At 60.5% G+C, this 23,031-nt stretch carries 20 protein-coding genes; 18 read left to right on the top strand and 2 right to left on the bottom strand.

From position 1 onward, the window contains the following. Positions 1 to 59: 59 nt before the first annotated feature. Positions 60 to 320 (top strand): hypothetical protein, encoded by a 261-nt coding sequence (locus JK213_RS10805; RefSeq protein ID WP_211562381.1) that lies wholly within the window; start codon positions 60 to 62, stop codon positions 318 to 320. 114 nt (positions 321 to 434) lie between these two features. Then, positions 435 to 5,573, top strand: a complete 5,139-nt coding sequence (locus JK213_RS10800; protein WP_211571474.1) for a DEAD/DEAH box helicase family protein — start codon at positions 435 to 437, stop codon at positions 5,571 to 5,573. A gap of 905 nt (positions 5,574 to 6,478) precedes the next feature. Here JK213_RS10800 and JK213_RS10795 read toward each other — a convergent pair. Continuing rightward, positions 6,479 to 6,733 carry a type II toxin-antitoxin system prevent-host-death family antitoxin gene (locus JK213_RS10795; RefSeq protein WP_016738627.1) on the bottom strand — a complete coding sequence of 85 codons (255 nt, stop codon included), beginning with the start codon at positions 6,731 to 6,733 and terminating at the stop codon, positions 6,479 to 6,481. A gap of 221 nt (positions 6,734 to 6,954) precedes the next feature. Here JK213_RS10795 and JK213_RS10790 point away from each other — a divergent pair, with 221 nt between their 5' ends. The 14 genes from JK213_RS10790 to JK213_RS10725 all read left to right on the top strand — a co-directional run bounded on the left by JK213_RS10790 (position 6,955) and on the right by JK213_RS10725 (position 18,160). Then, complete coding sequence (locus JK213_RS10790; protein WP_211571473.1) at positions 6,955 to 8,817, top strand: ParB/RepB/Spo0J family partition protein; 1,863 nt, start codon at positions 6,955 to 6,957, stop codon at positions 8,815 to 8,817. Positions 8,818 to 9,000: 183 nt separating this feature from the next. After that, positions 9,001 to 9,681: an LPD29 domain-containing protein gene (locus tag JK213_RS10785; protein WP_211571472.1), complete on the top strand. Its 681-nt coding sequence runs from the start codon at positions 9,001 to 9,003 to the stop codon at positions 9,679 to 9,681. Positions 9,682 to 9,752: 71 nt separating this feature from the next. Continuing rightward, positions 9,753 to 10,160: a hypothetical protein gene (locus JK213_RS10780; protein WP_211571471.1), complete on the top strand. Its 408-nt coding sequence runs from the start codon at positions 9,753 to 9,755 to the stop codon at positions 10,158 to 10,160. A 196-nt stretch (positions 10,161 to 10,356) separates the two neighbouring features. Further along, positions 10,357 to 10,485 (top strand): hypothetical protein, encoded by a 129-nt coding sequence (locus tag JK213_RS16095; protein ID WP_263595676.1) that lies wholly within the window; start codon positions 10,357 to 10,359, stop codon positions 10,483 to 10,485. 54 nt (positions 10,486 to 10,539) lie between these two features. After that, a complete protein-coding gene (locus tag JK213_RS10770) occupies positions 10,540 to 10,890 on the top strand; it encodes a hypothetical protein (RefSeq protein ID WP_211571470.1) in 351 nt (116 codons plus the stop codon). Further along, entirely contained in the window at positions 10,887 to 11,408 is a 522-nt protein-coding gene (locus JK213_RS10765) for a hypothetical protein (protein ID WP_211571469.1), read from the top strand. Before JK213_RS10770 ends, JK213_RS10765 begins: the two co-directional genes overlap by 4 nt. Positions 11,409 to 11,434: 26 nt before the next feature. Then, on the top strand, positions 11,435 to 11,785 hold the full coding sequence (gene ssb / locus JK213_RS10760; protein WP_211571468.1) for a single-stranded DNA-binding protein: 351 nt from the start codon (positions 11,435 to 11,437) through the stop codon (positions 11,783 to 11,785). Positions 11,786 to 11,878: 93 nt separating this feature from the next. Continuing rightward, positions 11,879 to 12,100 (top strand): hypothetical protein, encoded by a 222-nt coding sequence (locus tag JK213_RS10755; protein WP_211570741.1) that lies wholly within the window; start codon positions 11,879 to 11,881, stop codon positions 12,098 to 12,100. 743 nt (positions 12,101 to 12,843) lie between these two features. Further along, the gene (locus tag JK213_RS10750; protein WP_211571467.1) at positions 12,844 to 13,824 is read left to right on the top strand and encodes a DUF3991 and TOPRIM domain-containing protein; all 981 of its coding nucleotides are present in this window, start codon (positions 12,844 to 12,846) and stop codon (positions 13,822 to 13,824) included. Further along, positions 13,821 to 14,492, top strand: a complete 672-nt coding sequence (locus JK213_RS10745; RefSeq protein WP_211571466.1) for a hypothetical protein — start codon at positions 13,821 to 13,823, stop codon at positions 14,490 to 14,492. The genes JK213_RS10750 and JK213_RS10745 overlap by 4 nt, the downstream gene beginning before the upstream one ends. Then, positions 14,489 to 16,537 carry an ATP-dependent helicase gene (locus tag JK213_RS10740; RefSeq protein WP_211571465.1) on the top strand — a complete coding sequence of 683 codons (2,049 nt, stop codon included), beginning with the start codon at positions 14,489 to 14,491 and terminating at the stop codon, positions 16,535 to 16,537. Before JK213_RS10745 ends, JK213_RS10740 begins: the two co-directional genes overlap by 4 nt. A 282-nt stretch (positions 16,538 to 16,819) precedes the next feature. Next, complete coding sequence (locus JK213_RS10735; RefSeq protein WP_211571464.1) at positions 16,820 to 17,311, top strand: MucR family transcriptional regulator; 492 nt, start codon at positions 16,820 to 16,822, stop codon at positions 17,309 to 17,311. Positions 17,312 to 17,396: 85 nt separating this feature from the next. After that, complete coding sequence (locus JK213_RS10730; RefSeq protein ID WP_211571463.1) at positions 17,397 to 17,768, top strand: ABC transporter substrate-binding protein; 372 nt, start codon at positions 17,397 to 17,399, stop codon at positions 17,766 to 17,768. After that, a complete protein-coding gene (locus tag JK213_RS10725) occupies positions 17,768 to 18,160 on the top strand; it encodes a hypothetical protein (protein ID WP_211571462.1) in 393 nt (130 codons plus the stop codon). The genes JK213_RS10730 and JK213_RS10725 overlap by 1 nt, the downstream gene beginning before the upstream one ends. Before the next feature lie 210 nt (positions 18,161 to 18,370). Here JK213_RS10725 and JK213_RS10720 read toward each other — a convergent pair whose 3' ends face one another. After that, a complete protein-coding gene (locus JK213_RS10720; protein WP_211571461.1) occupies positions 18,371 to 18,964 on the bottom strand; it encodes a nuclease-related domain-containing protein in 594 nt (197 codons plus the stop codon). A gap of 424 nt (positions 18,965 to 19,388) precedes the next feature. Between JK213_RS10720 and JK213_RS10715 the strand changes: the two genes are divergently transcribed. Together JK213_RS10715 and JK213_RS10710 are read left to right on the top strand one after the other, a co-directional pair. Next, positions 19,389 to 21,782 (top strand): class I SAM-dependent DNA methyltransferase, encoded by a 2,394-nt coding sequence (locus tag JK213_RS10715; RefSeq protein ID WP_211571460.1) that lies wholly within the window; start codon positions 19,389 to 19,391, stop codon positions 21,780 to 21,782. Continuing rightward, the gene (locus JK213_RS10710; RefSeq protein ID WP_211571459.1) at positions 21,779 to 23,017 is read left to right on the top strand and encodes a restriction endonuclease subunit S; all 1,239 of its coding nucleotides are present in this window, start codon (positions 21,779 to 21,781) and stop codon (positions 23,015 to 23,017) included. The genes JK213_RS10715 and JK213_RS10710 overlap by 4 nt, the downstream gene beginning before the upstream one ends. Positions 23,018 to 23,031 lie beyond the last annotated feature (14 nt).

Here is a 23,031-nt window from a genome sequence, read left to right as displayed (position 1 = left end):
TCTGGCAGGCCGCACTGTCCTGCGCTCGCCGGAGAGGGTCAGGAAAGGAAATAAAGACAATGTCAGACACCCTCGAACGCCCCGCACAGGCGCACGCCTTCGATCTGAAACAGGCCCACGAAGAGGGCTGGACGATCCTCGAAGGCTGCGGACCTGACAACGACGAGACGCGTCTGGTGGGTCTGCATTGCAGCGATCCGCAGGCCTGGTGGCGCGTGGCGCGGAAGGCAGGCGAGGGTTCGACCTACCACCACGAGGCGCTGTCCCGCCTGTCCGAGAACGAGCGCGAGCAGATCCGCCTGCGCTTTGGTCCCCTCTGATCCCGCGCTGATCCGGGAGGCCTGACGCCTCTCTCCCCGAATTGATCCTGTTTTCCGGCCCCCCGGTCTGCCTCCGTGCAGCACCGGGCGCTGCCGCTTGTCCGGAGTTTTTCCATGTCCATGTCCCAACTGAGCTTTTTCGATACCTCAGCACTCGGCGGCAGCCAGTCCAATCTTTACTGGGGTGATCTTCCCGGAGACCGCGCCCTTGAGGAAGCCGCCGCTGCGGTTCGACAGGCGACACAGGCCCCGGCTCCGATCCCTGCCGTCCTGCCGAAGGTGGACTTCGCCCTGACCGGAACGCGCGGTCTGGCACAGGGCTGGAAAGAGCGTGCGCGGGACAATCTTGCGGCGATCGGCCTTCTGGCCACGCTGGAAGCAGAAGACCGCAACGCCAGCGCTGACGAGCAGGCCGTGCTCGCCCGCTTTACGGGGTTCGGGGCCGGAGAGCTGGCCAACAGCCTGTTTCCGCGTGCCGGAGAGACCTTCCGGTCCGGGTGGGAAGAGATCGGCAGCCAGCTTGAAGCCCTGACCAGCCAGCAGGAGCGAGCGGGTCTGGCACGGGCCACGCAGTACGCCCACTACACGCCCGAACTGATCGTTCATGCGATGTGGGATCTGGTGGCCCAGATGGGGTTCCGGGGCGGCCGTGCGCTGGAACCGGGCTGTGGCACCGGGCTTTTCATGGCAAGCGTGCCCCCGAAGCTGGCCCCGAAAACCGCCTGGACGGCGATCGAGAACGACCCTCTGACGGCCCGCATCACGCGCAAGCTGTTTCCGAACCAGTGGGTCCGCGCTGAAGATTTTACGACAGCCAAGCTGGCGGAACGCTACGATCTGGTGATCGGCAACCCGCCATTCAGCAACCGCACGGTCCGGGGCACGGACGAGCTGGGACGCCTTGGCCTGTCCTTGCATGACTACTTCATCGCCCGGTCCATCTCCCGTCTGCGTCCCGGAGCGCTGGCGATGTTCGTGACGTCGCGGTGGACGATGGACAAGTCCGATGCCGGCGCACGGCGCACGGTCTTCGAGACGGCCGATTTCGTGGGTGGCGCACGACTGCCAGCCGGAGCCATGCGTGACGATGCCGGAACCGACGTCGTGGTGGACGTTCTGGTGTTCCGGCGCCGCGCACCGGGTGAGGATGCAGGCGATGCGACATGGCTGGACGTCGCGGCGCTGGAGGACACCGACCAGGGCGAAGGCCCGTTGCGCATCAACCGCTATTTCGCGGAAAACGGCCAGCAGGTTCTCGGTCGGCATGACTGGACGAGCGGTCAGTTCGGCCCGGAATACACCTGCAAGGCCAACCCGCTCCAGATGCTGGACGAGGCCCTGCCGCTCGCCCTCGGCCGTCTCTCTTCGCTGGCCCGCTTCCCGACCCCTCAGACGCTCGACGTTGCGACAGTGCAGGACAATCACGCCGCCGAGGTCGGAACGGCCGCAGACGGTGCCCTGCTCAAAGAGGGCAGCTACCTCCTGCACAAGGGCGTGCTGCACCAGATCATTGACGGCGAAACCGTGCTGGTGAAGGTGAAGAAAGGCGAGCAGAAGGAAGGGATCTTCCAGAAGCACGCGGCCATCATCAAGGGTCTGATTCCTGTCAGGGACGCGGCCCGTCTGGTGCTTCGCGCTCAGGTGGAGAACCTGCCCTACAGTGCGCATCAGGCGGATCTCAAACGCGCGTATCAGGCCTTCAGCCGTCAGTTCGGGCCGATCAACCTCACCAACACCACCACGCGGGTGGATGAAGAGACGGGTGAGGAGAAATCCACACAGCGCCGTCCGAACCTTCAGCCGTTTTATGATGATCCGGATGTGTGGCTAGTCAGCTCGATCGAGGAGTATGACGAGAAAAGCCAGACCGGCCGTCCGGGTCCGATCTTCAGCGAGCGCGTGATTCAGGCACCGTCCGAGCCCGAGGTTCACGGCGCCCATGATGCGCTGGCGGTCTCCCTGCACGAGACAGGCGGCGTGGACGTCGAGCGTATGGCGGAGCTTCTGGGCCGCCCAGGTGAGGAGGTGCTCGCCGAACTCGGATCCTCGGTCTATCTCGACCCGATCCGCAGCACAGGTGGCCGTGAGGTCTGGGTGACGGCCGACGAGGCCCTGTCAGGCGCGGTTCGCACCAAGCTGGCGCAGGCCCGGGAGGCTGCCGAGCGCGACCGACGCTATCTGCGCAACGTCGCCGCCCTTGAAGAGGTCCAGCCCGAAGACCTGCGCCCGTCCGACATCACCGCCCGTCTGGGTGCTCCGTGGATCCCGGTGCCGGATGTCGAGGCTTTCGTCGCAGAGGTCATGGGGGTTCGCACGACCATTCACCACACGATGGAGGTGGCGACCTGGAGCGTGGACAAGAGCGGCTTTTCCGGCAAGGCCGAGGCCACCTCGGTCTGGGGAACACAGCGCCGCCATGCCGGAGATCTGCTGGACGATGCGCTCAATCAGGCCAGCCCGAAAATCTGGGACACTTGGCGCGATGTGAACGGCGAACACCGTGAACTGAATACGAAGGAGACCGAGGCCGCCAAGGAGAAGCTGGCCGCAATCAAGACCGCATTTGAGACATGGGTCTGGCAGGACACCGACCGCGCCGAGCGTCTGATGCGGCTGTATAACGATGCGTTCAACAACCTTGTCCCGCGCACGTTCGACGGCTCTCACCTGAAACTGCCGGGAGCCAGCACGGCGATCAGTCTGCGCGACCATCAGAAGCGGGTGATCTGGCGGATCATCGCCAAGGGCAGCACCTACATGGCTCATGCGGTGGGGTCCGGGAAGACGTTCTCGATGTGCGCGGCCGTGATGGAGCAAAAGCGCCTCGGCCTGATTTCCAAGGGCATGATCGTGGTGCCCGGACATTGCCTTGCGCAGATGGCGCGTGAGTTCATGATGCTCTACCCGAACGCTCAGATCCTCGTGGCGGATGAGACCAACTTCGTGAAGGACAAGCGCCAGCGGTTCCTGGCCCGGGCGGCCACGGGAAACTGGGACGCCATTGTCATCACGCATGACGCCTTCAAGTTCGTGCCGGTCGAGAGCGCGTTCGAGCAGGAGATGGTCGAGGACCAGATTGCCTCCTATGAAAGCCTGCTGGAGAACGTGAACCGTGATGACCGTCTGTCGCGCAAGCGCATCGAGCGCCTGAAGGAGGGAATGGAAGCCAAGCTGAAAGCGCTATCCAGCCGCAAGGACGATCTCGTGCATCTCGGTGAAATCGGGGTGGACCAGATCCTCGTGGATGAGGCGCAGCAGTTCCGCAAACTGTCTTTCGGCACCAACCAGTCCGATCTGAAGGGGATCGACCCGAACGGCAGCCAGCGCGCCTGGGATCTGTTCGTCAAAACGCGCTACCTCGCCAGGCGCAATCCCGAGCGCGTGCTGGTCATGGCGTCAGGCTCGCCGATCACCAACACCCTGGGTGAGATGTTCTCGATCCAGCGCTTCATGGATCTGCCAGCCCTTGTCGAGCGTGGCCTGCACGAGTTCGACGCCTGGGCCGCAAGTTTTGGCGAGACCCGCACGGAGCTGGAGCTTCAGCCGAGCGGACTTTACAAGCCGGTCACGCGCTTCTCGGAGTTCGTGAACGTCGCGGATCTGATGGCGATGTATCGCGACTTTGCCGACGTCGTGCAGCAGGACGACCTGCGACGCTACGTCAAACTGCCCGAGATTGCGGGTGGCAGGCGTGAGATCGTCGTGGCCGATAGCGGGGACGCCTTCCGCGAGTATCAGAAGACGCTCGCCGAGCGGATCAAGAAAATTGAAGAGCGCACGGGCAAGCCCCAGAAGGGCGACGACATCCTGCTGTCCGTCATCACCGATGCCCGGCACGCCGCGATCGACCTGCGTTTCGTGCGGAACTGGGCGGATAATGACAACAGCAACAAGCTGAACCTCATGATCCGCAGGGTCTTTGAGATCTGGCAGAACACGTCTGCCAATCGCTACACCGACCCTGAAACGGGGCGGGAATACGAGCTGCCCGGTGCCACGCAGATGATCTTCTCGGATCTGGGAACGGAATCCGCGCTGGAGACACGCGGCTTCTCGGCCTATCGCTGGATCCGTGACGAGCTGATCCGCATGGGCGTGCCGCGCGACGAGATCGCCTTCATGCAGCACTACAAGAAGAGCACGGCCAAGCAAGCGCTCTTTCGCGACATGAACTCCGGGCGTAAGCGCGTCCTGATCGGATCGTCCGCGACCATGGGAACGGGCGTGAACGCGCAGCAGCGCCTGATCGCCCTGCATCATCTCGATGTGCCCTGGCTGGTCTCGGATATCATCCAGCGCGAGGGCCGGATCGAGCGGCAGGGCAATCAGAACCCGGTGATCCAGCTTTACGCCTACGCCCTGAAAGGGTCGGTGGATGCGACGAACTGGCAGATGCTGGAGCGCAAGCAGAAGTTCATCTGCCTAGCCATGTCCGGAGACCGAACGATCCGCCGTCTGGAGGATGTGGGAGCAGAAGCCAACCAGTTCGCCATGGCCAAGGCCCTTGCGTCGGGAGACGAACGCCTGATGCAGAAGGCGGGACTGGAAGCCGAACTGGCCCGCCTGGAGCGCTTGCAGGCCGCGCATCACGACGATCAGTATAACGTCCGCCGTGCCATCGACCGTGCCGAGCGTGACCGTGAGACGGCACAGGCCGTGATCCCGCGTCTTCAGAACGACATCACACGGCGCGAGCCGACACGCGGTGAAGCGTTCCGCCTGGTGCACAAGGACCGGGAGATGACCGAGCGTGAGAAGGCCGGTCAGTGGCTTCTCTCGCAGGCCCGTCTCGCGGCGAAGTCCGGGGAGAAAGGCAAGTGGACGCTCGGCACGATCGGCGGCTTCGAGATCCTGTGCGAGACCTGGCGCACCCGCTTTGACGACGAGGAGACATGGGACGCGACACTTGGTCTTGTGCTGGATGGGCGGATCCTCGGCATGGACTTCGACCGCGAGACAAGCCCGGTCGGGCTGGTCAGCCGCATCGAGAACGCGCTGTTGCGGTTCGAAGCGGAGCTGGCGGACGCGCGTCGTCAGGTAGAGGAAGCCGAGCGCAAGCTCCCCGGCTACCGCGCCCGCGTGGGTCTGGCGTTCCCGGAGGCGGCGCTGTTGCAGGAGAAGCGCGAGGCCATGGCGGCCCTTGAGGCGGATCTGGCAGCCGATACGCAGCGCCGTGAGGAGGCGGAGAAGGCTGAAGCAGCCGAGGCAAAGGCAGCGCTGGCAGATCAGGCCGTGGTCGTAGAAGCGGCCTGATGCTGCCCTCACTGTGTCCATTATGGACACAGTGAGGGGTTCGAAAAGCAGGCGGGAAAAGAGAGTAAAATTGAAAGGCGCCGCGTCGGAATGTGTCTGGTTATAAAAATTGCAACGACAGCAAAGTTAGTTTTTAGAGGAAAAGGGGACTTCTCCTAAATCAGCTGAAGCATGGGATAAAAAATACTTTTCAATTATGATGTCCCGGACCACCAGGACCCATTCCCATCATTCCAGACTGCTCATATTGGCTAATGTAATCACTGTGACAATGCGTTCTGGGATCATCAGTGCTGCTAGCCGCGCAAGCACCAAGAATTAAAAATATTGTGGTGTAAAAAATAGAGATTTTCATTCTGTATTTTCTTTTATAATATACGATTGTAATCAACTTACAGTAAATTATGTATAAAGAGATCTGATGCGAGGCGCAATTAGTATATTCCTTCGGCATTTTCCGGATCTGTGCACTGACAGGAGGATTTGAGCCGCTGTTTACGGATAACGGGAAACTCGCTTTGCCGTAGGCAAAAGCTCCCGGAGCCGTGTCAGTACGGGACGCATGAACGCATCACTGAACTGACCGAGGGATGACGTGTGCTGCAAGTAGTACGAGGTAGCGGTCGGATCCAGGTTGTATTCGTCCAACAGGATCCATTGGCGCAATTCCTGATCAAGGCCTGCCCGCCTTTTCTCGGTTGCCGGGACTTCGACTGCGATGCGTGGCCCAGAGGGTTGTTTCGTCGTCAGGGGAAGGAGCAGAACGTACTGACGATCATCACGTCCCACAAAGACTGCGGCCACGGCCGTTGGACGATCTTTGCGTCCTTCTGTTTCGCCACTCCCGCTCTGCCAATGCCAGAGATAGGGGTATCGTAGAACCATCCCGGGCCGAAAAGTCTGACTCATGGTTCTGTGCGGGTTTCCAGCAGGTACCCGTCAATCGCATTTGCTACGTCGTGCACCAGATCCTGAGGCATTTCCGTAGTGGCACCGGCAGTACGCTCTGGTGCGCTTCCCACCAATGCCTCGTATTGTTCGACACTTAGCATGACCAACCGTGGTTTGCCGCGCTGATTAATTGAAATTGGCCCTTGCAGGGCGCTGGCGATGATGTCTCCGGATTTGCGGGACAAATCGCTTGTCGAGAATGTGCGCATAGCGTTCTCCTTTATTTGCATAAAATACAGCATTCACAGATTTGATGCAAATTCTGAAGGAAGAGTGTTTTGAAAGGGGGAAGGACAAGAAGGAAAGGCAGGGCTGTCACGAACCAGCCAGCCGCGCAATGCTCAGGCCTGGCGCGCTTCGCGCGGCCTTGCGCGGCTGGCTGGCCCGTGACGCGGGAGGGACATCTGAAAAATCATAGAAAGAGCGTTCCATGGCCGAGCTTCGCCGCGTTCATCCGAAAACCCTTGTGCCCAACCCGAACAATCCGCGCTCTTCCATCGGAAGCCTTGAAGAGCTGCGCAAACTCGCGCTGAACATCAAGGCGATTGGTATCCTTCATCCCCCGGCCGTCCGGGAACTGGAAGACGGACGCCTGATGATCGTGGCCGGGCACCGTCGCACGCAGGGAGCCATCTATGCGGGTGTTCCTGAAATCGACGTGTATGTCGGGGATCAGAGTGAAGACCTTGATGCACTGGCTGCTGTCAGCGAGAACTTCGTCCGTCTCGACATGACGGAGCCGGAACAGTGGAACAGCGTCACCCGCCTGCGCGAGCAGCTTGGCTATACAGACCAGCAGGTCTGTGCCGCCCTGATGGTCACGCCGAGCTATCTCAAGCGTCTCAGCCTTCTGGCGAAGCTGCACCCGCCTATTCTGGATGCCATCGCCCTCGGCCGAGGCCCTGATGAGCGGCAGCGCAAGATCATCGCGCAGGCGTCTCTGGACGAGCAGCGTGACGCATGGGCGGAAATGTTTTCCGAGAGCGTGGAAGATGACGAGGATCCGGCCGAGTATCGCGTGAAGGCCGAAGATCCGGAGGACACCGTGGCCTGGGGCGCCCTTGCCCGGAACCTCGAACAGAAAGAGTGGTACGCCCGTAACGCCCGGTTCGGCGACGATCTTGCCCGCAAGCACAAGATTGTCTGGATGGAAGATCTGTTTGCCGAGCCCGGAACGGACAGCCGCTACACGCTTGATGCCACGGCTTACGCAGCAGCGCAGCAGGAGTGGCTCGACAATGAACGACCCGAAAACTCCATTCTCCTGGTCTCGGACGAGTACGGATACGTCCGCGCGCCAGAAGGTTTCATCACCATGGGAACCTGGATGGCGACACAGGAGGGTGAGGTCATGGGCTACGGCCTTAATCCTCGGACCCTGAAGATCGTGGAAGAACGCTGCCGCCCTTCTGTTGCCTTTACACAAAACCACGCGAACGGATCCGCAGAGCCCGAGGCCCCAAAGGAACGACCGGATGTGTCCGGGACCGGCCACAAGATGATCGGCGAGATCCGCACCGTCGCCTTGCGCGAAGCCCTCGGCGAGGCGGCCGAGACGGCCGATCCATGGGAGCTGATCGCAGCCCTTCTGCTGGCGCTGGAAGCTGAGAATGTCCGTATCCATGGAGATGTCAGCGGGAACAACTGGTCAGAGCCAACCGCGCGCACGCTCGCGATGGCTGACCTGTTCCCCGAAGGCAGCCTTGTCCGCGACGAAAAGCTGATCCGCCGCCATGCCGTCACCGTCCTGCAAAGCATCCTGAACTGCAATGTGTCGATGCACAGCGGCAGCGGTCTGCCCGCGCAACTCGTGGGCGTTCTGTTCGGTGCCGACCAGAAGATGCCGAGCATGGCCTTTGAGTCGTTCCTCAAATGCTACAGCAAGCCCGGCATTACCAAGGCCATGCAGGCCGAAGGGCTTGCGCTGCAGAACACCGGCAAGGAGATGCGTGCGGCCCTCATGAACCATGTCGGAGAAGGCCATTGGCTGCCCGAGGTGGCGTCCTTTGCGCAGGCGCAGGACGTCTGGGCGCAAAAACAGAAGAAAAAACAGCAGAAGATCCGCGAGCTGGAAAGCGTGGTGGACGACGAGGACCTGGACAAGATGCCTGAGGATGACTTCGATGGAGCAGCCGATGATGAGGCCGATCTGTCGAACAACCCTGTCGTGCCAGTGACGGAGCCGGACTCAGAAGAGACCTTCTCTCTGCAAGCGCCCGAGCCCGAGCCGTCGGAGCACAACGAGGCCATGCAGTTCATGCGTGACCATCTCGAAATCGTGGTCGTGGCCTGAAACAGGGAGAGGGAAAAGAAAAGGAGGGGAGGGGCGCTGCCATCGCGCTCCGTCCGGGTCAAAAGGTGGCTCCTCACCGGCTGCGCCGTTTCCGGTGCCGGCGCACGCGCCGCTTTTGACCCGGCCCTCCCGCGCTGACGCTGGAGAAGACATCACGAAAATCCAAAGGAAAAGGATCAGACGATGTTCGTCCCCTCACACGCGCCCATTCAGGTCGGCACCCGCGTTTACACCCATCTCTACAGTCGGGGAGCCGGGATCGTCATGGCTGTTTACGGCGAGGAAAGCCCGACCACCGTGCGGTCCCTGTCGCGTGGCGGGGTCATCGTGTCGGGCGGGAGCGCCTCCTACGATATCGTCTTTGCCTGCGGCTCGATCTCCCGCCGTCTGCCCGAGGCCATTCTGCGCGGTGTCCAGTGGCGGATCGAAGCCGACAAGAAACTGGCAAGCGCTGAGGAGATCGCCTTCCTCCGCACTCATGCCGAAGAGGTTGAGGCTGAGAAGGTGGCAGCCGAAGCGCGCGCGAAAGCCGAACATGCCGCCGAGGTCGCAGCACTCCGCGTCAATCCGGACTATGCCCATCTGGAGCAGGGCGACGACAGCAGCGGCACGCTGGCGGCCAAAAACATCCGCCAGATGCTGAAGAAGGCTTTCCCGAAGGTGAAGTTTTCCGTCCGCAAGAGCCATTACGGCAGTGTGACTGTGCGAACCGAGGCGGATCTGGACGAGACGGCGACCGAAACCCTCCAGGCCATCACCTCGCGGTTCAAGTCCGGTTACTACGACTGGCAGTCTGACTGCCATCTGACGAGCAACAGCCCCTGGCAGGATGTGTTCGGCAGCTCCGAATTTGTGAGCGACTGAGCCTCTCTTTTTCCGTCTGCCCTTCAAGGCCGCCTGCTCCGGGGCGGCCTTTTTCAGTTCTGGAGCCCGACATGCCGGTTTTTATTGTGACGCTCAGCGAGCGCCAGCTTCTCTCCGATCGCGTCACCTTTCAGGTCGAGGCCGAGACGGCCGAGGCAGCCGGTCAGCTTGTGCTGGACGCGACGGCCGACGAGCCGAACGAGAGCGGGCTGCGCCCTGTTCGCCTGCCAGACGGTCAGAACGCCGTTCTCGAACCCGAAAACGTGGACGGCAATGAGGTCTCGGTGTCCGTCCGCCCGGTCGATCAGCCGGATGCGGTGGCCACGCAGATCGGCGCGTGCTGGCATCTGGATCTCTCGGCACCTGAAGCGCGCTGCCTTCTTCCTGTCCTGACCGGTGCGGTTGTGGACGAGGACGATCCTGTGACGCGCGCGCTCTGTGCCCGCCTGGCACGGCAGGTCGCCAATCTCGCGCAGTAGGAGACGGGAAAAGAAAAAGGGGGAAGGGGGAAAAGGAGAGGGCAGGCACCACACCGGAGCCTGTCTGGCAAAGGGTGGGTCGGCCGTGTCCTCGCTGCGCTGCGGCTCGTCCGATCCCGCTGCGTTGCAGCGCCTTTGCCAGCCAGTCTCCGCTGCGGTCGCCGGAAGAGGTCATGAAAGAAAACAGGAGAATGACATGGCCGACTTTTCCGATCTGCGTCCCCGCAACCGCACAGAATGGCTCGAAGTCGCGGGCTTCGTAGGAGGTGCAGCGCTGTTCGCAGCCTTCATCGTTCTGGTGGTGGTGCTTCCCGCCTTTCTCTGACCGATCCGAGATCAGCCGCCCTCACGGGCGGCGCTGTTCTGTGTGGAGATCACCATGCCGACATACACCTTGGCCGCTATTCCTGCGGCCTCTCACGGGAGCTTAATCTCCTGTTCATCTCCGGGCCGTTACAGAAAGACACGGATCGAAGCGCCTGATCTTGCCGGGATCCGGGCGGCGGTTGCCGAGTACGGCACGCGCCTGCGCGGCGACTATCCGGAGGCCTCCTTTCTTGTGTCAGTGACACCCGAGCGTGGGAGCGATCATCCCGAGGGTTTCTGCGAGGCCCGGTGGAAGGGATCCCTCGGTACTGAGCAGTGGATCAGGATGATCCCTGAGGAGACGCCGTTCAAAGCCTACCTCGCCAAGGTAGAGGCGATGCTTAACCACGAGGTGCGGTCATGAGCAGTATAGAACCAGCGTCCATCGCGTGCCCGTCGCTGCGACGGCCACCGATCCAGCCTCAGGGCCTCATCGCGACGCAGTTCAGTGACACGGCCGAGAAAGCGAAAATCGGCAACGCGCTCCTGTCCTTCATCGCACGCGGGTTTCCGCAGAGCGCGTGGAACCGCACACTGTACAACCGCCTGAGCCAGATGTTCGGGCATATCGCCCATTTCGACATCCACGGCTTCTGGGGCGCACAGTTCTCCACAACACAGGCGCGTCTGGGCTTCCTGCGCGGCATCGCCCTGTACCGCTGCTATGGCGATCCGGCGTGGACCTGGTCGGACGTCGAACGCGACATCCGCAACCGCATCATCGGCAGCGGGCTGATCGACGCCTACACGCGCGCCCTTGCCGCCGAGCAGGAGGCACGCGACCGGGCCGATCTGGCCCGTCTGGCACAGCGCTTCCGGATCTCCCTGCCATCCGAACAGCAGCCTCTCCCTGCCGCGCCCGTGCAGGCCGAGCTTTTCTGACACGGGCCAGAGAAAAGGACAGACCAATGGTTCAGACCCTCAGCCTTGCCATCGTCATTGGCAATTTGGGTGCGGATCCCGAGATCCGCACAGGACAGGACGGACACCGCGTGGCCTTGTTCCGTCTGGCGACGGACAGCCACCGCACCGACACACACACCGGCCGCCGCGTCCCCCAGACCGTGTGGCACAGGATCGTCTGCCACAACGATTTTCTGACAGATCTTCTGGAGCGACGCGGCCGCAAGGGCCAGCTCGTGTTCGTGCGCGGCGCTTACGAAGTCCGCCCCCGCACGGATCAGGAGCCGGCTGAACCAGAGATTGTCGTGAGCGCCCAGGATGGGGATGTGAGGATTCTCACCGACACAGGCCGCTGACGTGCTCTTTCTCCGAAACACGCACGTAAACCGGCCCTGGAGCCGGTTTTTTAATACCCGTATCCTGAAAGAGGCGGGTCTCAGGAGGTTTTTATGTTCTATTCTATGCCAGCTCCCCTCACAGTCCCTCGCAGTCAGGCGCGCGCCCTGAGCGTCCGCCTTATGGCAGAGGCCGTACTCCTGGAAGACACGGATCAGTCCCTCATGCTGCCATCGCGCCTGACGGCCGGTTTTCGCCGCAAGGCCGCGACCCTGCGGCGTCGGTCACACGAGAAGCTCCTGGACAGCCTTGATCGTCCGGAAGGTGTGGCATGAGGACGGCGACGGTGGACCGCCGCGCGTATTCACGCCGTTTCTGGGCAGGAAAAACGCGGTTTTCACAGGCCGTGAGACGCACATTGGAGGAACTGGAACGACAGAAAGGGCAGACGAAGAAGGACGATGAGGAGAGGAAGGATGCGCGATCCCTGAAAAAAAGCTGAGGCCGAGCGCTTCAGTCGCAGATGGCGCGGGCAGACTGGTGACACTTCTTGAAGGATCCGTTCATGCCGAACCATCAGACGTTGCCGCTTCAACCACCCCTTGCGGGGTGGCACGGAGCTGTGTTCCGACCTCGCCGTCATACGATCAGTGTGACAGTCACGGTCCGAGGGTCTCAAGACAACCCTTCGGGCTCCAGACCGCGTCTTTCGTCAAAAGAGGGCCGCGTTCATCGCAGGACGTTGTCCCGCGCTGCCCGCAACCCGCTCTTGCCAATCAGCAGTCTTCCGGTCCTGACACCCTCGGCCCGCAACTGTCGTGTTCCTGGCAGGACGGGACGAGAAAAACGTCTCCACACATCTCCTTTCAGCGGCAACACCGGGGGCTGCGCTGCCCCCGAAACCCCCGCAGGACGAACAAGAAAAACTGGTTTTTGTCGCACTGGACGCAAGAACTATTTAATTCAATCAAGTAAACATATTGCACAATATTCCGTTGTATTCGTTGGATATTGTGGCGGTAATTTACTATACTTTCCAAAGATCGAAAGTAACGGACGCTCGGGAGGATTTTCCGTCATGGCTTACCAGAACTCGCCTCAGCAGATGAACGACGAACTCCAGAAGTTTCGTGACGAGATCAGTTGCATCGTTGTTCTGGAACAGGCCGGTTACAGGTTCGCCCGGTCCGAAAGTTCCGCCCGTCACATGCGCTTTCGTCGCCAGAAGGGCGAGAGCATCATCGTGACCCACGGTGGTAAGGGCTGGTGGGATCCGCACAATTCCTCTTCGATCGTCAAAGGCTCGGTCATCGACCTGGTCCGGTTCCTCAATCCGGGAATGTCCCTTGGCAACGCGCGCGTTGAACTCCGTGGAATGCTGGGCCTGACGCCGAGCGGCGCCGAGTATGTGGCGGAACCGAAGGAGCGCAAGCCCGCGCGTGATCCGCAATATATGTGGAAGAACCGCCAGGCTCCCCATCCGGGGTCGGCCGCCTGGACCTATCTGACCCGCGACCGTGCGTTGCCGGAGAGCATCCTTCATCTCGCGATCCGGCAGGGCCTTCTGCGTGAGGGCATGAAGGGCACGGCCTGGTTCGCTCATAGCAACAACGCAGGCGAGTTGACCGGCATGGAGATGCGCGGGCCGGAATATCGCGGCTTTTCCTCGGGCGGCGGTGGCAAGATGCTCTTTCGGATGAGGACTGGCGAAAAAGGGGAAACGCCCGTTCGTCTGGTCATCGGTGAGTCTGCCATCGACGTGCTGTCCTATGCGGCCATGGACCCGTTCAATTTCGAACCCAGCCTGTATGTCTCAACAGGTGGCGGCATGAGCCCCGAGGCCCTGGAGGAGTTTCGTGCTCTTCTCGGCACCCTTGAGGCAGGCGGCCGTGTCATGATTGCCGTGGACTGCGATGCCCAGGGTGATCGCTACGAAGAGATCTATGCGCCCATGATCCGTGAGGCCGGGCTGAAACCCCTGCGGTACTCACCCAGTGCCCGGGACAAGGACTGGAACGCCGTCATGCAGCGCCGCGCCCGTCAGGACGTGGCCGCATGAAACAGAGTAAATCCCGTCTGAGCTGGCAGGCCATCACCCTGATCCTGTGGCGGCAGGACGCAGAGGCCATGAAAGTCTGGAAGCGTGCCGGGGTGGGATCTTCTGCCCCTGAAGTCTTCTGTGAGGCGCAGACGCCCGAGGGGCTGGTGCAGGGGGTCGTGATCGGCGGTGATCGCCTGAATGACGCCTGGGATCGCGACGGCGAGCTGATCGTCTTCACCCGCAAGTCCATGATCGTCCGTCTGAACGGACCTGAACTCCCAACGCTCACTTTGTCAGCCTGCCCCAAGGCTTTTGAGGACGTCATAATGTATAACGACACCCGTTCTGCGGCCCGCCAGCATATCGACCAAATGGTTCTCAAGAGCGGCCTGACCTTCAACATGCTGGGCCACGAAAAGGCCTCTGCGATCTGGATGGATCATGCGCGCCGCCTCGGCTGTACGGATCCGGAAGCGCCGGAGATGCCGGTCCCGCATCAGCTCGTGTGGCTGGGCAGCGGCCTAAACCGCGCCCTCGCCTTGGTGATTGCCGGGCGTTGGGACGGCCCTCATGAGGGCTTCAATCTCTATCATCCGCTGACCCTCTTTACTGACAGCAGCAATGTCGTGGCCGTCGAGGATCCGGTGGCCTCTGAAGTCTATCCGGTTGAGCAGGTGCCCGCATGAGCGCCTATCCCCAAACCCTCGCACCCGTACTGGATCCGCTGACCCCTGTGCAGCGTGAGGCCGCCATGGCGCTTGGCCGCGTGCTGGTCCTGGCCGGGGCCGGAACGGGAAAAACGAAGACGCTTACGGCTGGTGTGGCGTGCCGGATTGAGATGTATGGGATGCGCCCGTCACAGATCCTGTGCGTGACCTTTACCAACAAGGCTGCTCAGGAAATGCGCGAGCGCATCACGAGCGTCTTAGGCGAGGGACAGGCTCCGTTCTGGCTTGGCACCTTTCACGGCCTCGGCGCGCGGCAGCTCCGGGCGGAGCCTGAGGTGGCGCAGTTGCACCCTGGCTTTGATATCCGCGACGCAGACGATGCGACGGCGCTGATCCGTCGTCTCATGAAGGCCATGGACCCGGAGACTGTGCCCGAACCGGACACAGGCAAGAAGTGTGACGTTCGGCAGGTCAAGAAGATGGGCGAGCGGATCGGGCATATGAAGGAGAACCTCGTGACACCTGAGGCCGCACCGGCCTGGGTGCGCGGGCTGATCGAGCGCCGCCGTGCGGCGCGTCAGATGGTCGATGTCGAAGGCTGGGAGTTTGCTGTCCGGCTCTACCAGATCTATCAGGCCACCTTGCGCGAGCAGAATGCCGCCGATTTCTCGGACCTGCTGATGTGGCCAACGCTTGCACTGATGAACGACCGATCCTATCGTGACAGGTGGTCGCAGCGCTTCACGTCCGTGATGGCCGATGAGTTTCAGGACGTGAACCGTGCACAGATGCTGTGGCTCACCTATATGTCTGAATACTCACGGGAACTCTTTGCCGTGGGCGATGATTCGCAATCAATATATTCTTGGCGTGGGGCCAAAATTGGCTTCATCCGGAACTTCGTTCGGGAGTTTGACGGGGCCAGACTTTTCAAGCTCGAAGAGAACTTCCGCTCGACGCATCATATCCTCCAGGCTGCCAACGCCATCATCGCGCGAGACCCGGGCCGGATCCCGAAGACGCTGTTTACCCAGAAGGGCGACGGTCAGAAGATCGAGGTGCTGAGCTACGATTATGCGTCAGATGAGGCTGACGCGATTGCGGCCGAGATGGGACGTCGGGCGGCAGAAGGTGTGGCCTGGCATGACATGGCGATGATCTATCGGATCAACCGTCTGTCCCGTTCTCTGGAAGAAGCGCTGCTCAAGGCGCGCATCCCTTACGAGATCATCGGCGATGTCGGCTTCTATCATCGCGCCGTGGTGAAGGACGCGCTCGCTTTCCTGATGCTGGCGGCCTGTCCGGACAGTCGCCAGTCCGATGAGGCGTTCCGGCGCGTGGCCAATGTGCCCAGGCGAGGCCTTGGCGCCAAGGCGCTTGGCCAGATCGAGCAGGAGGCGCAGGATCGCGGCCTCAGTCTGTGTGCGGCCGTCACCACGGCAACGCTTCCCGCCAAGGTGCGTGACAGCCTGCTTGCCTTCCGTGAGACAGTCTCCCGGATCGGGCAGATCCCGGACATGCGGCTTTGCGATCGTCTCGATACGCTCCTGAAAGAGACGGGCTATTATACGATGTGGCGGGAGGCCGCATCCGAAGAGGGGGAGACGGCCTTGCAGAACCTGTCCGAGCTGATCGGGCTGGCCGAGGGCTTTACCCGGCTTCAGGATCTTCTGGAGCACGCAGCCCTTGCCACGGCCTCACCGAATGAGCGTGGGCGCGATCGGGTGCAGCTTATGACCATGCACCGCGCCAAGGGGCTGGAGTTTCCCCACGTCTTCCTGCCAGCCTGGGAAGAGACAGTCTTTCCCGGGATGGGCGAGCGCAATTATGAGGAAGAGCGCCGTCTGGCCTATGTGTCGCTGACCCGTGCCATGCAGCAGGCCACGATCAGCAGTGTCGGCTATCGTCAGGGTGTCTCAGCGAGGCCGTCAGGCTTCATTGAGGACATCCCTGCCGAGCATCGCGTGACGGGCTGGCTGCGCCAGCAGGGGCAATCGAAGAGAAGAGAGACAGGGGGCCGGTTCCGCCACACGGCGGCCGCTCTTGATGCCATGGGGTTTTAAGGGATGTCCGATCACCACAGTCCTGACAACAGGCCTTACATCTCCCGATTGCCTAGGACGAAGTCCGGCTGGCTTTATGACTGCGAGGTTTGCGGGAAGGGCGCGGCTTTCGGGTTCAGCGGACCGAAAGGCGATACACACTATTGTTCCGAGCACCGTCATCTGGGACGACGCCTTGCCCCATCTCCCATGCCGCGAACCACGCGGCCTCAGTGACCTTTCAGGCTTTGTTTTGTATAGAACGCCATTCTGCACAGTTGAAATTTAAAAAAGGTATTTGCAATGACCTCAGACATTGAGACGGACTTCCTCCATCTGACAGCTAATATTGTGGAAAGCTATGTGAGTGCGCATGACCTTTCGGTAGAGCAGCTTCCCGAGCTGATCCGGAGTGTTCATACAGCCCTTGTGTCGGCCGGTCAGCCGTCCGAGCCAGAGCCCGTCGAGCTGGTCCCGGCCGTCAATCCGAAGCGCTCTGTCTTCGAGGACTACATTATCTGTCTCGAAGACGGAAAGAAGCTGAAGCTGCTCAAGCGTCATCTCAAGAGCACGTATAACCTCACACCCGATGAGTACCGCTCAAAATGGGGATTGCCGTTCAACTATCCCATGACGGCACCGGGATATTCCCGTCGTCGCACGGAGCTGGCTCGTGAGATGGGGCTTGGTCAGGGACAGAACGGTCCGACTGAGTCGACTGTTGAAGAGGCTGAGCCTGAGGTGCCTGTGCGGAAAATCCAGGAGAGGCGTCGTGGACGCCCGGCAAAGCTCTGAGTCTTTTTAGGAAGTCGCAGACGCGGTCTTTACCTTTTCGGGGGAAAGCGATCTTTTCAGATCCCATGAACCGCAAGGATCGACCGTGACCCGATATTTTTCTTCTCTTGCCCTGGCAGCCGGCCTCACGGCCGCTGCCCTCTCACCCGCTCTCGCCGTCGATCCGGCGCTGAGGAGTATGGGGTTTGGGACGCCAACACCGACGACCAAAGGCCATGCGGCATCTGTCTCGACCGCATTTGAACTGATGCCTGATAGTCTTCAGGATCTTCTGAACAGAAACTATGTCATTCATTCCAGTGCGGGCGAGGAAGGCAATATTCTGATCCTCCAGAAGGATAACGGCTCGACACGCCCTTATACCTGGGTGCGCTGCGAGCTGATGGGCGACAGGAATGGAGATGTCCGCCTGACCTATAGCCAGCATGTGTCCTCTTTGTGCTGGAAGCTGAACTGATGAGCGATGTGATGCCGGTTTCAAAGGCAGGACCGTTCCGTCCGCAGACCCAGCAGGTTGTGGATGCGCTGAACACGGCCTTTCCTGGCCTGTATGCGGGTGTCTGCAAGGCCTCCGATCTGCCGTCTGAGGCCGAGGGGGAGCATGACGACGATCTCGAAGAGGACGGACTGCTCAGTGATTTCGTCTTTCTGTCGGATGGATGGGCTGTGCGGGTCGATTACGATCCCGAAGATCCGGATCTCTGCCTGGGCTTGTCTGCTGGCAGCACGAAGGCACCGGCTGAAGGTCTTGAAGTTGATCTTGATGACGGTGAGGAAATTCCGGATGGCGTCCTGAAAGACGTCACGGACTTTATTGACGAGCAACGCCAGGCGTCGGCGAAACACTGACCTGTCGCGATAAGGGAGGCCCCTCCGGGGCTTTTCTTATCCATCTCAGCAAGGAAGGACTGACCGCGTGACTGGTGAACCGATCTATCACGCCCCTGCACATACGAGAGCCTGACCGAGCAGCAGAAAGAGGCTGTTGGTCAGGATCCTGCCGACAACCTGGTATGCAGCGGCTGCCATCGGTATTGCCGTGGAATAAGCGCTATGCGCCTATTTCTTGGTGTGATGCGCAACGCGCACGATCCTCTGCCACACGCCGATCATCACTCCTGAAGCCTCTCCGCAGTTTTGCCGCAGTTCGTCGGCCAGGGCGTCCGGGGTTCTGACACTGGCCTGAAGGGCAGGCGTCACGCTGGCGCGTCCTGTCAGGACCACGCGATTCAGGATCTCGACATCCAGACAGGCCTGTGACGTAACAGCGCGGACGGCTGCGCAATGGCCCGCATTCTGGCGAAGAGGGCTGTAGATCAGGTGTCCCTCTTCTTCTTTGCCGAGACGCTGACGCCAGTATTCGTCATTCGGATGCCCGCTCAGATGGCCCGCATAGTGCTTGGTCTCGATGACCATGAGGGCACGGGGCAAGAGGACGAGATGGTCGATCTGGGTTGTGCCATCACCAGAGGCCCTGGGAAGACGAACGTCATGGAGACTGGGGTGTCCCAGTTCGTTCAGGAGGGTTCGGACCCTGTCCTCGCCTTTCTCTCCTTTGAGTTCGGCCTGGAGGTTTTTCCATGCTGCGTGCGCGGTGTCACTGCGCTCGATGCGGGACGGGCCGCCACGCGGCCGTAGTCTCAGGCGAACCATACGAAGGCGCGTTTCCAGGCGGGCGTATGAGGGTCGGTAAAGCGCATGGCATGTCTCTGGTCTGGCAAACGATGTCCTGACCCTAGCGGCGCGCTTTGCGACTTTGCGGTCTCTCTATTTGGTACCGCATCGCAAAGCACTTCCAGAATACCTGTAACGGCCACCCGATGGAAATGCCTAAGAGGGGGGACCGCTCTGTCCGCTTCGCGTCGCGAGCGCTTGAAAGCAGACATGACCGCCGGTCTCGGTGCAGTTCAGTCCTCTACTTCGTCCCCGGTCGACGTGAAATTAAGTGGGGTTTCTTTTATCGCCAACAGGCGGAGCAGCTGACAACAGAGCCCGTCCCAAAGTTGATTGCAGAACCAAGTCCTTAAGAGTAGTCGTCAAGGGGCTATTGCCCTCGTATCAACTTTTGAGGCCCACATTGAACCACACGTCCCACAGCAGCCTTGTTTCCTTCATCTGGCGCATTGCCGACGATTGCCTCCGCGATGTGTACGTACGGGGCAAGTATCGCGACGTGATCCTACCGATGGTTGTGCTGCGCCGCCTTGACACGTTGCTTGAGCCGACCAAGGACGCCGTTCTGAAAGAGGTCCGGTACCAAAAAGAAGACATTGGCGCGACGGAGTTGGACGATGAGCCGCTCAAGGATGCCTCCGGTTACGTCTTCTTCAACACCAGTCACTGGACCTTAAAGAAGCTATACAACACCGCCACCAACAACCAGCAGATCCTCCTAGCCAATATTGAGGATTACCTCGACGGCTTCAGTGACAACGTCAAAGAGATCATCGGTCGCTTCAAGCTGTTCGAACAGATGCGCCATATGGCGGAGAAGCAGGTGCTTCTGGACGTCATTGAGCAATTCGTCTCTCCCTGGGTCAACCTCACCCCGAATGACATTGAGGATCCAGAAGGCAACACGCTTCCGGGCCTCTCTAACCTGGGTATGGGATACGTCTTTGAGGAACTGATCCGTAAGTTCAACGAAGAGAACAACGAAGAGGCAGGGGAACACTTCACCCCGCGCGAGGTGATCCACCTCATGACGCACCTGCTTTTCGACCCGATAAAGGACCGTCTGCCCCGGATCCTGACGATTTACGATCCGGCTTGCGGGTCGGGCGGCATGCTGACCGAGGCTCAGAACTATATCACGGACGCAGATGGCCCTTTTCATGCCCAAGGGGACGTTTATCTCTATGGCAAAGAGGTAAACGACGAAACCTACGCGATCTGCAAATCCGACATGATGATCAAGGGCAATAACCCTGAAAACATCCGCGTAGGCTCTACCCTCTCCACCGATGAATTCTCCGCCAACCGCTTCGACTTCATGCTGTCCAACCCGCCCTATGGCAAAAGCTGGAACAGCGAGGTGAAGTACATCAAAGACGGCAAGGACGTCATTGATCCCCGTTTTCAGGTCAAGCTGGCCGACTACTGGGGCAATGTCGAAACGATGGATGCCACCCCGCGCTCATCGGATGGCCAGCTGCTGTTCCTGATGGAAATGATCAGCAAGATGAAACCCACCAGCGCCAGCCCGCTGGGCTCGCGCATCGCGTCGGTCCACAACGGCTCCAGCCTGTTCACTGGGGATGCGGGCAGCGGGGAATCCAACATCCGCCGCTTTATCATCGAAAATGATATGCTGGATACCATCATCCAGCTGCCCAACAACCTGTTCTACAACACCGGCATCACCACCTACATCTGGCTCCTGTCCAACGCCAAGCCCGAGGCACGGCGCGGTCGGGTCCAACTGATTGACGCCAACCTCATGTTCCGCAAGCTGCGCAAGAACCTTGGCGACAAGAACTGCGAGTTCTCGGACGAACATATCCAGCAGATCACCGAGGCCTTCCTGAAGTTCGCCCCTGTCGAGCGCCAGATCGACGCGGCGGGCGATCCGCAGGGCATCGCCGTGCAAGTCTTCGACAACGCGGATTTCGGCTATCACAAAGTCACCATCGAACGCCCGGACCGCCGCCGCGCGGGTTTCAGCGCTGAACGCCTCGCCCCCCTGCGCTTTGACAAGTCCCTGCGCGAGCCCATGGAATGGCTCTACGGCGAACACGGGGATCAGGTCTATCAGCCGGGCTTTCTAAAGGAGCAGGCCAAGCAGATCACCGCGTGGTGTGAGGTAGCCGGGCTAACCCTGAACGCCAAGGCGAAGGCGAAGCTGCTCGACACCAAGTACTGGGTCAAGCTGCGCGACCTGCTGGCCACGGCGACCCAGATCATGGGCGATGTGGGCCTTGAGGAGACCGATGACTTCAACGCCTTCCGCAAGGCGGTTAACGCCGCGCTCAAGGCGCGTAAGATCCAGCTGGGCGTGACCGAGAAGAACGCCATCCTGAACGCCGTCAGCTGGTACGACGAGACCGCCCAGAAGGTCATCGCCAAGAAGCACAAGCTGATCGGCGCTGAGGTCGAGGCGCTGACCACGCATCTTGGCTGTGCGGCGGAAGATCTGGCCGATTTCGGTTGGTACCAGCAGAAGGATGGCAGCTACCTGACCTATGAGAGCACCGCAGAGCTGCGCGATGCCGAAAGCGTGGCCCTGAAAGACGACATCCACCGCTACTTCCTGGCCGAGGTGAAGCCGCATGTGAATGAGGCCTGGATCAACCTCGATAGCGTGAAGATCGGCTACGAGATCAGCTTCAACAAGTACTTCTACCGCCACAAGCCGCTGCGCAGCCTTGAAGAGGTAACGCAGGACATTTTGGCCCTGGAAGAAAAAGCCGACGGGCTGATTGCCGACATCCTTGGTGTCGAGGTTGCGACCACGCTGGAGCCAGCGGAATGATCAACGCGGCATATCCCAAGTATGAGAGCTACCGTGACAGCGGCGTGGAATGGGTCGGTGCGATCCCGGCAAGCTGGAACGTCCGGCGCGGCAAGTGGCTGTTCAAAAAGATGGACCGCTCGGTGCGACCGGAAGACGAAATCGTGACATGCTTCCGCGATGGTGTGGTGACGCTGCGCGTCAAGCGCCGGACCGAAGGCTTTACCAACGCGCTCAAGGAACACGGCTACCAAGGTATCCGAAAGGGCGATTTGGTCATCCATGCTATGGATGCTTTCGCGGGGGCCGTTGGGGTATCTGACTCAGACGGGAAGTCGACGCCGGTCTATTCAGCCTGCGTCCCCCGTGTCGAAGGCACGGTCAATCCTCACTTCTACGCCTACTACATGCGCCATATCGCATTGTCCGGGCTGTTGGTTGCCATGGCCAAGGGTATCCGCGAACGATCGACAGACTTCCGCTTCGGCGATTTCGCAGACCTAGCCTTGGCTGCCCCTCCCATTGAAGAACAGACCGCAATCGTCGCATTTCTGGATGGGAAATGCGCAGCGATTGACGAGGCGGTGCGGATCAAGGAGGAGCAGATCAGGCTCTTGGCCGAGCGTAGGCAGATCCTGATCCAGCAGGCCGTCACCCGCGGCCTGAACCCCGACGCCCCCATGAAGGATAGCGGCATCGACTGGATCGGACAGATCCCCGCGCATTGGGAGGTGAAAAAGGTTAAGCACTTCGGTCGAAACCGCAGCGGTGATGGTATCACGAACAGTCAACTTGAAGACGACGGGACTTACGAAGTCTGGGGCGGTAATGGTCTCATGGGGTATTCAGATCAGTACAACGTCGATGGCGACTACATCGTTATTGGCCGCGTTGGCGCGTACTGCGGCAATATTCGGCTGGCACAGGGGAAACGATGGATCAGCGATAACGCATTGATCTTACGGATCAGCGGGCGCGTGTCATCGCGGTATTTGGCCCGAGTGCTGCAAGCCGCCGACCTCAATCGGTTGAACGAAAGCAATGCGCAGCCGCTTATAACAGGCGGCAAGGTGTCGAACTTGTCGGTCCCTTATCCGCCTCTCGATGAGCAAAATTCCATCGTTGCTCACATTGCGAGTGGTTTCGACAAGATCGCGAATGCAATCGTAATTAAGCAATCCCAGATCACCGCACTACGGGAATACAAGACGAGCTTGATCAACGCGGCGGTGACTGGAAAGATCAAGGTATTGTAAGCGCCCGGCCCCTC

The organism is Gluconobacter sp. Dm-44, assembly GCF_018256175.1.
GTDB lineage: Bacteria > Pseudomonadota > Alphaproteobacteria > Acetobacterales > Acetobacteraceae > Gluconobacter > Gluconobacter cadivus.
Note: the sequence above shows the minus strand (reverse complement) of the source record. Positions and strands in the feature narration are given on the sequence as shown.